This is a genomic window from Sphingobium sp. PNB (genome assembly GCF_019873065.1).
GTDB classification, from domain to species: domain Bacteria; phylum Pseudomonadota; class Alphaproteobacteria; order Sphingomonadales; family Sphingomonadaceae; genus Sphingobium; species Sphingobium fuliginis.
Genome location: NZ_JAINEZ010000230.1, coordinates 1 through 725, shown reverse-complemented (window position 1 = coordinate 725; position 725 = coordinate 1). Strand labels below are relative to the sequence as shown.

Here is a 725-nt window from a genome sequence, read left to right as displayed (position 1 = left end):
CGTGCCTATCCGGTTGACGCATACACCCACTAGGGATAGATTGTGTGCGTGAAGCGGGTAGTGGGTTATGGACGTTCTCGGCCGCACCGATCTGCCCTTCCCGCAATCGCTCCCCGAGTTTCAGCGGCTTTTTCCCGACGATGGGGCCTGCGCCGCCTACTTGGAAAGGATTCGCTGGGGTGACGGGTTCGCCTGCCCGCATTGTGGCATTGTGGGTGAGCCTTTCCGCATCGCTACGCGGCCCGGCGTCCTGACCTGTCGCGCTTGCCGCCGCCAGACGGGATTGACCGTCGGCACGGTCATGGAACGCAGCCACACGCCCTTGAGCACATGGTTCTGGGCAGCCTATCTGGTCGCCAGCCAGACGCAGGCATGTCGGCGGTTCAGTTCCAGCAGCTTGGGCTGACACGGTACGAAACCGCCTTCGGAATCCTGCACAAGCTCCGCGCGGGCATGGTACGGCCCGAGCAGGACCGGATCGGCGGCAAGACGGACGGTCATGTCGAGGTGGACGAAAACCTATGTCGGTGGAAAGACACGCGGCGAAGGCCGGGGTGTTCATCATAAGACGCTGGTGGCTGCCGCCGTCGAAGTCCGCCACCGGGAGCCGGGTACAGCCCAGGACAAGCGTAAGGATGGCCGCTTTGCCGGTCGGGTGCGGCTGTCTATCGCCGCCGACCGCAGCGCCGATTCGCTGTGCGGCTTCGTAGGGAGTGCCGTCATGC

The 725-nt window shown here is 64.4% G+C and carries 1 pseudogene; it reads left to right on the top strand.

Annotated elements, in window-relative coordinates:
- Positions 1–67 precede the first annotated feature (67 nt).
- Positions 68–725, top strand: a pseudogene (locus K7W03_RS27560) (IS1595 family transposase); the annotation flags it as partial.